7 protein-coding genes are annotated in these 10,572 nt (G+C 53.8%); 3 read left to right on the top strand and 4 right to left on the bottom strand.

What is annotated here, in order from left to right; translation table 11 throughout:
- Both AC3WP7_RS29940 and AC3WP7_RS29945 read right to left on the bottom strand, forming a co-directional pair.
- A partial coding sequence (locus AC3WP7_RS29940; protein WP_492574138.1) for a transposase occupies nt 1-190 on the bottom strand: 190 nt, incomplete at its 3' end.
- 166 nt (nt 191-356) lie between these two features.
- Nucleotides 357-5,546 (bottom strand): NACHT domain-containing protein, encoded by a 5,190-nt coding sequence (locus AC3WP7_RS29945; protein ID WP_102593252.1) that lies wholly within the window; start codon nt 5,544-5,546, stop codon nt 357-359.
- A 415-nt stretch (nt 5,547-5,961) separates the two neighbouring features.
- Here AC3WP7_RS29945 and AC3WP7_RS29950 point away from each other — a divergent pair, with 415 nt between their 5' ends.
- Nucleotides 5,962-6,684, top strand: a complete 723-nt coding sequence (locus tag AC3WP7_RS29950; RefSeq protein WP_102593253.1) for a GIY-YIG nuclease family protein — start codon at nt 5,962-5,964, stop codon at nt 6,682-6,684.
- Nucleotides 6,685-6,946: 262 nt separating this feature from the next.
- Nucleotides 6,947-7,669, top strand: a complete 723-nt coding sequence (locus tag AC3WP7_RS29955) for a hypothetical protein (protein ID WP_102593254.1) — start codon at nt 6,947-6,949, stop codon at nt 7,667-7,669.
- 136 nt (nt 7,670-7,805) lie between these two features.
- Here AC3WP7_RS29955 and AC3WP7_RS29960 read toward each other — a convergent pair whose 3' ends face one another.
- Both AC3WP7_RS29960 and mobH read right to left on the bottom strand, forming a co-directional pair.
- Complete coding sequence (locus tag AC3WP7_RS29960) at nt 7,806-8,057, bottom strand: hypothetical protein (protein WP_102593255.1); 252 nt, start codon at nt 8,055-8,057, stop codon at nt 7,806-7,808.
- 292 nt (nt 8,058-8,349) lie between these two features.
- Nucleotides 8,350-10,017: a MobH family relaxase gene (mobH, locus tag AC3WP7_RS29965; RefSeq protein WP_102593256.1), complete on the bottom strand. Its 1,668-nt coding sequence runs from the start codon at nt 10,015-10,017 to the stop codon at nt 8,350-8,352.
- A gap of 139 nt (nt 10,018-10,156) precedes the next feature.
- Here mobH and AC3WP7_RS29970 point away from each other — a divergent pair, with 139 nt between their 5' ends.
- On the top strand, nt 10,157-10,555 hold the full coding sequence (locus tag AC3WP7_RS29970) for a DUF3742 family protein (protein ID WP_102593257.1): 399 nt from the start codon (nt 10,157-10,159) through the stop codon (nt 10,553-10,555).
- Nucleotides 10,556-10,572: the final 17 nt, after the last annotated feature.

Genomic DNA, 10,572 nt, shown 5'->3' on the forward strand with positions numbered 1-10,572 from the left:
TGCGGATCATCAACTCTGGGTCAATCGAAGGACGCCCAATTGGGCTGTAAAAATCGGCGAGGTGATGGCGCAGGTCGTTCAGATCGAGACACTGATCAATGCTTCGCAGAAGGTGATTGGCTGGGATGTGATCTTCAAGGTTGAACGAGTAAAACAGTCGATCCTGCCCACTCGATAACTGTCCCATCATGCTGTGTGCTTCCTTGCTGGCCAATGCAGAGATTTTGCCGCAGGCCAGACAGGGGAGCTACTTTTTCAACAGAATCGGCCGATTGCTGCCGCTGACGGCGTGCAATTATCGGCAATAAACGAACTGTGGGAAGCGTCTGGAAAGCCCGGGGCCGCTCAGGTTGGCGCTAATTTTGGAGTAGCTCTTCCAAGCAGTGAGCCTCTGAAATTCCAAACCCTACAAGCTCGCTTACTACTCTGTCGAGATCTTCGTAAACAGCTGTGTTCTTCCTTACATCTTCAAAATTTGAGGTACAGATGCGCTTGACGATTTCACACCATCGCTTACCAATTCCATGATCAATCCAGAATGTTCGAGAGTCTGGGTATGTCTCAATCCAGCTTTTCCCTGCTTGAATCAGTATGTCTATATGCTCACAACACGGAGCAACTTCAAGAAGATTGAGTGCTACGACTGCCACAAATGGAGAGGGACCGGACTTAACCAGCAGCCCCAGTAAAGGCAAAATCGGACGAATACGCTCGATACCTTTCTCAAATAAGTAACTATTTGTATTCCCTCCGAATTGATGATTGTTGAAAAACAGTCTGGCGATAGCGGGAGCGATATGTATTTCGATACCTCCCTGCGCTGAGCCACTCAGACGTTTCCAACCCCAACTTTTCATCATGCGATCCGCAAATGCTTCACGAATGGCTACTGCGACGGCGTCTTCTACTAAGGCACCGTCGAAGTAAACCTGATCAAAGCTACCCAAGAAGCTGGCGAGGACATCAAAGAAGTTCAGGTCTGGAAGTGAGTTGATTGGTGTCGTAACGAATTCCGCTACGTAATTCAAGGGAAGGCCCACGATGCAGCGGGCAACCACGTCAAAGAACGCACTGTTCCACTCCAATGGCGCGTCGCTGGACTCCTCTCCGTTGGTAAGGGAGCCGCCATTTGCCTCCATCGTCCAGGGCATGTAAGTCTTAGCCACATCCCGCAGCCATGTACACGTCGAGGCATCGCCCAGACTCTCTATCTGACGAAGCCATAGGGCTGCCGTCTGATGGTGAACCGTTTGTTTCAGAGGACGCTCTTCTGGTTCTGAGAGGGTTTCTACTCGCCCGGGTAAAGCAGGGGGTATCCGTAGACGTAGCCTCAAGCGGACAGGTTTTTCCGGAAACAAGGGCCAAGCTGGTTCATTACCGTCGCCTTGCAGCCAAGCCATCTCGCTGTCCACTGCCGCCATGGCTGCCTTTGTTTGACCTTCTATGAGTATTATCTTTTCCTCATCCGGCGCATTCCACTCGCTGACAGGAACAATGCATGCGCGCATTGCGCAGCGCAAAACCGCACGAGATAGACGCTCGTCTGTAGCATGGAGGACATCAAGTGCCGCACCAAAGCCATGAGCTATGGCATGGTTGCCGCCGGCCGCAACCTCAAGCAGTGTCTGCATGTTGTTGACGGTGTTTTCATGGGCCAAAACGTTGATCAAACCGACATAGGCGATGGCGCTCAGGTTGAAACGAAGGCCGGTTCGAATCTGAAATAAAGGATCGGCGTGTGATTCTATAGCTTTTTGCAACTGCGCTTTTGCCCAAGTTCCATGCAGGGATCGTAGGTTTGCATCTCCGTCTCGCATAATCATCATAGCGGCGGCAAGTACGGCCTCTCTCTGCATAGTCACTGATATGTCTTCAGTGTTATCAATGGACAGTGATACCTGTTCTTCAGAAGCCTGCTCTGCCCACAACACTGCGCTCTTCAAGTGTTCGGGGTCACGGAAAGAGGGGCCTTCAATAGCTGATGTGATCGCGTGCCGCATCATGAAACCCGAAGATTCGGGCGCGGCGGCTGACAGTCGTTGCAAATGAGCGCTTTCCTGAGTCGGTGACACATACCGGCGACCTCTTACCGTCGAGCCATCGTTCTGCACCGCCTCAAACTCGTGCCAGTTGCAAGTATCGGTACGGTTCAACGCATGCAGCACCATGAACTCCGGATGCCCTAGATCCGATTGATCGCTGGCAGGTCCCAGACGTTCCTGTGCCTGGTTTAGCAGTGCTTTAAGCTGCGTAAACTGTGCTGGAGAAACATACAAAGAATAGTTTCCAAGCAAGTCGACGAGTGTGGCTCTTCTGGACACGCGCCCCTTCAGCTCGGTAGAGCTGGTCGTTCCCCGCGGTTCTTTCTGCAGCCCCCGAAACCCGAACGGGTCGGGAATTTCCATTTGATCGTGGACCTGACGCATGTGATCAATGCACAGGAGTTCTGGGCAACCCAGAAACTCGGCGATGTGCGCGGAGGATTTTGGCCAGTGCGAAATAATCAGATCTACTGCCACGAGCAGATAGGCAGCACACGAGCCTTGTGGTCCGAGAACATCGTTAAGAACCATCTCGAACGGGTCACCCGCCTCAATACGTCGATGAGCCCAGGCCTCTAACGCCATCAGTGCCGACGTTACGGACGCGTAGTTACTTTGCCTTGGCCAGTAATAGCTCCTCCTCCAAGGAAAAATGCGCGCACCCTCTTCATATGCGAGATGAATCACGTCGTCGCCAATCGGGCGGCCATTTGATTGGTAGGAAATAGCGTGTGCGACCAGCCGGTGAATCAACGCTAGCCCAATTTCCGGAGAATTTGTTAAAAGCTCTAAGAACGGTCCTTGAGCGGGGGATGCGGGGATGAATGAATGATCGACATACGTGAAAGCGTCGGCTCTCTCTCGATAGTAACGATCATCATCCGGTTCAGGAATGTTGATCAGTGCTAGCTCGGTAAGCTTCGCCAGCTCAACCGGGGCCGCCTGCGCCAATGTGCCGCGCATCTTCAGAATACTGTGGACTAAATGATCGTTATGCTCACTATCGATAACTGCCTTGAGGTACTCGGCGGCCAGATCGGGTGTTGCACGCGCGAACAGGGTAAAGCCATCTCGGAGATCCGTCCGTAACGACTCTATTTGATCGCGCCCAAGACCGTCCCAAAACCTGGGCGCCTCTATCTGATCAGGAAATACATTCCTAGGCTCCATCTGCCGAAGCCAGCAATAGAGCTGGAGGTTCGTGAGTGGCGTTATTGACGTCAACCCAAACGTACTGATCGAAAAGGTTGTGTAGAGGGCGACGACGTCCGGGGTAGCCTCTCCGGCAACATCATCGCCAACGCTTAGCAGCCATTGTACTAGCGGGAACGCGACAGGGCCTTTTAACACGGTGAGGCCTGCTGGGATGAAGGTGGTCTCAATACCGGCAGTGGCGAAAACCTGGGCCGCCGGAGCGACATCAATGGCCATTACGGTACGAATAAGTTCACGGAGCAGTAGTGCCTTGTCAGCCAACAGGATTGACTGAGCCCGCGGCAGTAAGACCTTTGCCGCTTCAGATCGCCCTAGCGCAAGCAGTGCCGCTCGTCTCCATGACCTGTGGAGGCCCTCACCACTGACGCTTACGAGAAAAACATGCCAGGACTTGCCATCTGCCGCGCTCTCAATTGCCATTCGTGCCGCGAGTTCGACGCCGCGAAAAAGCACTGCAGGTGCTGGGCGTTTCAAGTCAAAACTCTCGACCAGGCGCGCATTGTCATTCAGAGCGCAGCCGATTGCCCACTCCCGAAATACGTCGTGTCGGAAAGACACACGGTCCCCTACTAAGTTGCGCAATGCTCCACTGGCAACCAACGCATCGATGGCTGTCGGAGGGTGCGCTCCAACCTCAAGCGCATCGCGACCAGCAAGCGCCTGGGCCGCCAAGTCGTTCAGCAGGCGTCGACGATTTCTCCACTCGGCGTCGCGATTACCATCTGCAGTGTTCCACCACTCGCCGGCCATTTCGGCTTCTGTGCGCGGCATATGTGCATTTGCCGGCCGACTTGCGAGGCGAGCGAGCCTGAACAGGTTTCTCGTGACGGCTCTTGCGGGATGACTATCACTCAGCAGCGGCGTTAACGTCTGATCAATCCCTATAAGTTGTTCGATTTCTGAGGCGCTCAAACCATCAATAAAAATCATCGGCGCACGCCCCAAGCGATCAAGAGCATCGTCAGGCAACCAACTTGGTTCCTCTACGCCAAAGTCAGTTCTTGCCGTGGCAAGGACTGACACTCCGGCAATGTGTGATGCAGCCCGGAGAATATCAACGACCGTCGCACGCTCCTCGATGCTGTAGGAATCAAGGTTGTCCAGAAACACAACGGCGCCGCCGTCGTTCGCCAGCTCTGCCAATAGCTCTGGGAGCAAGCCACTGAACGCTATCTGCGCACGCATAGCGGTCCAGCCCCGCGGAACACAGCGCCCAGGGCTCAAGACGAGCACGTGCCCTTCTATTTGCAGGGATTCGGCAAGCTGACGTAACACACCCGACTTGCCGACACCGGCATCGCCCCGGATTTCGACGTAGCGTCCGGCGTCAAAAGCCGCGTGAACCTCGGCAATCCGCTCATGTCTGCTGAGGACCGCTTTCCCTACATGATTGACGATGTCGTCAAGTGCTTGACGTGCATTTTCGGCGAGGGCAGCACGACTTTCCGCGTGCCGTCGCTCTCCGGACAGTCGAAAGCCGAGGAGAACAAGACATTCCAGCAACGTTGTGCGGGTCCTGTCGCCCGCGCTTTTGGCGATGTCGAAGGCGAGCTCAACAAGCGTTCGCCAAAATGCATCTGCGCGGGAAGACTCTTCCGCGTGGAGCGTGCGCAGCGCTCTTTCCCGAGCAAGGTCTTCCGATGCCGAACCTTGCGTCGTGAAGTCGAAAGTTAGTATCTGGAGGCGACGAAGTAACTTCCAGACTGTTTCTTCATCATGAGCTGCTCCCTCATCTTTCAGGTGACTTTGAAATGTCGTAACAAAGACACGCATATCCTCGTTGGCAACACCGGGAAGCTTGAGCTGGGCAGCGAGTGTTGCGGAGTCTCCAATCTGTCGCGCGATTGCCAGCACATCTTGGTATGGCCCATCGATCTTGCGCGAGCTCCTGGCAGTGGCAATGGCGAGCTGATAATTCGTTGACCAGAAATCAGATCGACGCATCACCACAGCAATCTGACCCACCACTTTCCGGAAAACTGCATCGCCCGGGCTGAAGGTAATGGTACGTTTTACTTGGATCTCCAATACCGCAGGTCTTCCGGTATTATCGGTTGCGTAAATGGTGACGTCATCCAGTGCCCGTCCAGCGTTTGCTTGCTGAAGCAAAACTCGATCAATTGTTGTGCCAGGAAGGCCTCGCGGGGGGGCGCCGCAGAGCATGGCGAGCAGATAGAATGCAGCGACTTGCCCCTCAAAATGCGCGCCGGCGGGGCCACTGGCCGCCGGGCTCGTTCCAGACGTATCAAGTTGCCCAGGGATATCTGATGGGGTTAGCGCTTCTTTCATAACGATCTCGCTAAACAGTATTGAGCTGCCCTTTCGCGTGCCCTGCTTTTCTTAGCGACAAGGCCCTAGTTTGGACTTATACAATCTCAGAAAAATGAGGGGCGGGGGAATTTATATGTCTTAAGAGCTGGCGCGACGAACAGCAGGTGCGGCGAAAAATTGAAAAGCACGAGTTTTTCTAGATACCACTTTTCCTCAAAAAGTCGTCTTACGCCACTATCTGCTTTTGGTGGGCAGCAGTCACTCAGCAATCAAAGCAAAATCTCAAAAAACGAACAAGCGGGTTACAATTATTCTTTCTGGTCCCGATGCCCGCATCTTGCCGGTTGCAACCGGATAATCCATTCATTGCCTCCCTTAACGACTTCACCGTAGGCTTCCAACGAAGGTTGTTGGAATCTGTCAGGAAGCAGTTATGAATCGAGAGGCAATCGAGCATGCATTGGCAACGAAAAAATCAATGCAAGCGGCATTAGATTCAGGGGAAATCAAGAGCCGCGAGCACTTGATGGAAGTAGCTATCAGCTACGGCTTGACCGTCACGAGAAACGGCAACGATTATGCAGGCTTTCAATGCGAAAGCGGTAAGCGACTGCGGGTACATTTCCAGTTCAATGACCGACCACCGAAGGTGTCTAGAGCGCCAGGGCCAAAGCTCCGCAGGATTACAACGGGGTACTGGATTTACGCGCTGATCGCTCAAAGTGAGGATGGCGACCGGAGGGCTTGTTACGTGGGGCAGGCCGCCAATCCACGTAGGCGATTTCGAGAGCACTCTAATAGGCAAAGAGAAGGGCGCGGCTCTTATGCTCTCTTCAGATGGGCTGAGCTCCATCAGACTGAGGTCCACGCAGTGTTGCTTACTTGGGCAGCCGGAACGCAAAGTAACGCAACCTATTACGAAGGCTACTGGCTTCAGCGTGCTCAAAACGCTGGATATGAAACGCCTGATGTGCAGAACTGGGGTAGGTTGCCACAACCTGAAAGCTTGCCTGGCCAGCCCCTTCAGTGGCCGATGGATATGGTTAAAACCCACTCGATATCTCTTACTAAGGTCGTGACGCACAACATCACACCTCATGTTCTTTACGGTGACACGCTGCTCCTGGAATCCGATCATCCTGATGTTAACCCTTGAGCTCCACCAGCAATTGGAAGCGTATAGCGGGAACCGCGCACATCGTCCCATAGGTATTTGGGTTCTCGACAGGAGGTAGTAAGGACTTATGTTGTAGAAACCGGAAGATTATTTGACTGCCGCTAACGGAGCTCAAACTTATGAGTAAGCGGCGACATACTCTTGAGGTGTCAAAATACAAGTGCTGCAGGGCGTCTAACAAAACTAACACCACGATAAACGGAAAATAGTTGGTGTTGATAAAAACTAAGGATGTGATTGTTTGAAAGATGAATTAGATGTGGCTAAAAGATACGGTTTGTTTTGGGCGTCTAGCCTTGTGGAGGGGGAGGACAGAGTGCCCATAGCTGACGGCACTTACATTCAACAGCCTGAGCGTTTTTCTGAGACCTTCTGGGATGTTTTCGACAAACTGCATCAGCTCAACGACTACTGTTTTCTTCAGCTCGTTGCGGTGGAAAAGCAAAGAGTAGAGCTCTTCAACCAGCGCGAATCGTATTTGGCCAGACCTAATCAGGGAGCTGAGGAAATCGACTGGCTCGATGATCAAACTCCCCGCTGGGAAGATAATCTGGCCGTAGTCACCCAGGCTACATCGATTGTGTTGCTATGCAGCTTTATGGAGTGGGGCTTAAAGCGCGTAGCCAAAGACCTGTATGGCGTTATTCCGCGCAAACCTGCGCGCCCCGCTATGAGTGACATCCAATTTTTCTTGGAACACCTCAAACAATCAGGGCTTCCCTTTAGGATGGATCCTGCAGTGTTAGATGCCATCGATAGCTTTCGAAACGTTCGAAATGCCTTTGCTCATGGTGAATGGGCGAGTGTTGAGGACCAACTGGCTAAGATTTCGCTACTCACCTGCTTCGAAAGCGTTGCACAGGTTTTCGCTTGTTTAGAGTCTGCTTCGTGGGACGGCCCCTGGCGTAATACCACTCTAGATACTGAAGGGCATCACTCGGACCTGCAAAAATGCGAACTCTGAGTCATCTCTGCTCGTAAACTTTTGAGGGGCGATCCGGAGAACTGGCTGGTCAAGAAATATGACTGTGCCAAGTGGAAAGCGAGACAACCACCCAGATGTGGATGGTTGCCCGAAGAGATGAAAACGCTGCCTGCTATTACTGCATAAGTTTCATAAACGCCATCATCACACCGACGGCAGCAGATAACATGACTCCCATGCGAATGGTCAGTTTCACCTCTAGCTGTGAAATTTCTGACCGCAACTGATTGTGCAGATTTGCGATATCAACTTTGGTAGCGAGATACGTGTTCAAGTCAGACTCCATCGCTTCGATTACCGCGTTGATTTTTTGCTCGGGGACGTTGATTGAGGTCAGCGCCTGGTACAGAGCAATTTCGAGTTTCATAAGACCTCCAAAATAGCAAAGGCCGTCCCAATACGGGAAGACCCGTATTGGGTGGGGAGATAAGTGGCTTCCATCGACTTGAGGTCGACTGATCGCGCTAGCGGAAGCGGGGCGACCATGGTTTGGATCTCTACGGAAACCCGCAGCGCAGCCTGTAGATCCTGGCTGCTGGCATGTGGCTGAACAGGTCAGCCGGACACGCTGCCAATGTGAAAGTGAGAGATAGAACGGTCAATCCTGAAAGCGGCAGCATGTGTCTACGGATTGTTCCGTGAGTTTTGTGTGTAAGGTCCTACTTAGGTTCATCCGTGATGAGTTGTAGGTACGGATTGTTCAACGCCAATTCACCCAGTAACTCGCCCGGATTAAGCAACAGATAGCCGTGTAGCTGGCTGACCCGGCGTCCGCCCTGAACCTTGCAGGTCCATATGTTCAGGCCGTTGGATTGCTTGCGGTGTTGCTTGAGCTGTTCAAAGTGCTTTTGTGCCCATTCCCAGTCGGGGAGCTTTTCCTGTTTGGCCAGGTGAGCTAGGTGTGGGTGTTCCTGGGCGTAGCGCTGGAACAGGCCGGGTGTGATCAGAAACAAGGTGTTATCCACGTTATGCACCAGGGCTTTGGCGTCATTGATGCGTAGGGTGCGGCTACGAATGCCTTGGCTTAGCCAGTTCATAAATTGTTGTCCCGGTAAGATGGGATCGCCGTCGTTTTCGCCCACCCAGGGCGGGGCAGTGTCTTCGCAAGGCATAAAGTCCCAGAGGTGATCTGGTGGGTCGTTGATCGGAGCAGAAGAGTCCTCGGGAGCAAGTGTGGCAGGGACTTCGATGGTCACCGTTCCCGAGAACGCAGAAGGGCGTGCTGCATTTTCCCAGATCAGGGCCGGGGCTAATTTTAGAAAGGTAAAGCGGTGGGACCAGCCGTTCTCGCTGATGACGGTTGCAACCCAAATGGCTTTACCCTCTGCGTTAGCCTGGGCGATGCCATGTTCTTGCAACACATTGAAGACGGCTGTGTTTTTCTCAGGAACTCCATCGATCCCCTGGGCCAATAGATGAGCTCGCAGTTTGTCGCACACGGTTTTGCTGACCAGCCAAAGGGCGTCATTGGTGAGCCAGCCATCGGAGGCTTGCGGTTGGTTGAGTTTGAGCTCTTCGCTGATCAGGTAGCGCAGGCCCTCCAACAGCTTGCGCTGCAAGGCATGTTTCGGCGCGCTGAGGGCCTTTTCGGGATCACCGCCCAGCGCCTGGGCAACAGAAGCTTGGTCGGCGCGCATTACCAGTTCGCCGAGTTCTCCGGCGTGTTCGTAGTGACCGGCCAGGAGGTACAGCAATGCGCTCCAGAGCTCGGGGAAGCTGCTGAGCCAATCGAGCAAGGCTGCGTCAAGTATCTGGGTGTAGATCACGCCTGAGGCGGCGCCGTGCAGGCGGTACTGTCGATCCCGGCGATACCGTAGGCGATACGGCTGGTTTAGCGGGCCGTGCCAGGGGTGCCAAAGATGGCCGTTTTTGTATTCCACATGCACATCGACGACGATTTTGCCCAGGTCGTGGAGTAGGGCGGCGTAGGCGACTGCGGCTGTCCAGGCTTCTGATTGGGCTGCTTGGGTTTCCGGGGCTGCGCCGCAGGGCAGGAGATGAGATTGACGTAGCTTTAGAGCACAGGCGACGACCTCCAGGCCATGGTCGAGCATGCCACCGGGGTAAGCATGGTGGTGGTTTTCCGAGGCCGGCAGTAATTGGACCAAGGCGGCGTAGCGTTCCAGGGGGCCGAGGTACAGCGTTTTGAACTGGCTGCGCGAGAGCGACGTGCGTTGCCAGATCTGATCCAGCAGGTGTTGTCTGCGCGGGGGGGCGAGCAAGGATTGAGCTGATTGTGGCAGGGTTAGATCGGGTGAGAGGGGAGCCGCGCTGGTTTCTGCTTCTACTGCGGGGCACTTCTTCGTGCGGCGAAAAAAGGTGAGCATAATTTCGGCTCCGCAGCATGTTCAATGAGATGACCGTTTCCTTTTTGCAGGTAGGACCTTTCCTCTTGCAGCCTTTCCCTTGGTCTTTTTCCTTTTGGGCTGCTTACCTTTTAGAGGATGGCAGTTTGGAGCGAATTCCATGGGACAAGATCGTCAAGCTACAACGTCAATGCGACTGGGTGAGCGGCTCGGGCGAGTGTGTCGTGGCTACCTGTCGCTTGAGCGCCGAATGTTGAATCGTTCAAATGAAATGGGTGTTCCGTCATGGCTAGCTCAGCCCCTTTGCTGGATATTTAAGCTGTGCTTGATCGGGATTTTTTTGTATTTGACGTTCTGGATTGCTGTCATCGTCATCCTGGTTGCGTTGATTACTTGGCGAATCTTACGAGGGGGCTACGGCCAGCTCGAAAACCGACCGGAGTGGAGGGACGGACTGCTGGGCTATGGTCTCTACGATGAAACCGGTGCACGGGTTGATCGGGACTGTCAGATTTTTTGTGTGCGGGCCGGTAACGGCCTGCCGTCAGGCAGGCCCTAATTCTCACCAGGTTGGCC

The sequence above is a fragment of the Pseudomonas sp. FW305-3-2-15-C-LB1 genome, assembly GCF_058787615.1.

What these genes read in the sequence shown, in the direction of transcription:
- AC3WP7_RS29960 (WP_102593255.1), bottom strand. Translation starts at nt 8,057, where the DNA reads ATGAAACTCGAAATTGCTCTGTACCAGGCGCTGACCTCAATCAACGTC.
- AC3WP7_RS29945 (WP_102593252.1), bottom strand. Translation starts at nt 5,546, where the DNA reads ATGAAAGAAGCGCTAACCCCATCAGATATCCCTGGGCAACTTGATACG.
- AC3WP7_RS29950 (WP_102593253.1), top strand. Translation starts at nt 5,962, where the DNA reads ATGAATCGAGAGGCAATCGAGCATGCATTGGCAACGAAAAAATCAATG.
- AC3WP7_RS29970 (WP_102593257.1), top strand. Translation starts at nt 10,157, where the DNA reads ATGGGACAAGATCGTCAAGCTACAACGTCAATGCGACTGGGTGAGCGG.
- mobH (WP_102593256.1), bottom strand. Translation starts at nt 10,017, where the DNA reads ATGCTCACCTTTTTTCGCCGCACGAAGAAGTGCCCCGCAGTAGAAGCA.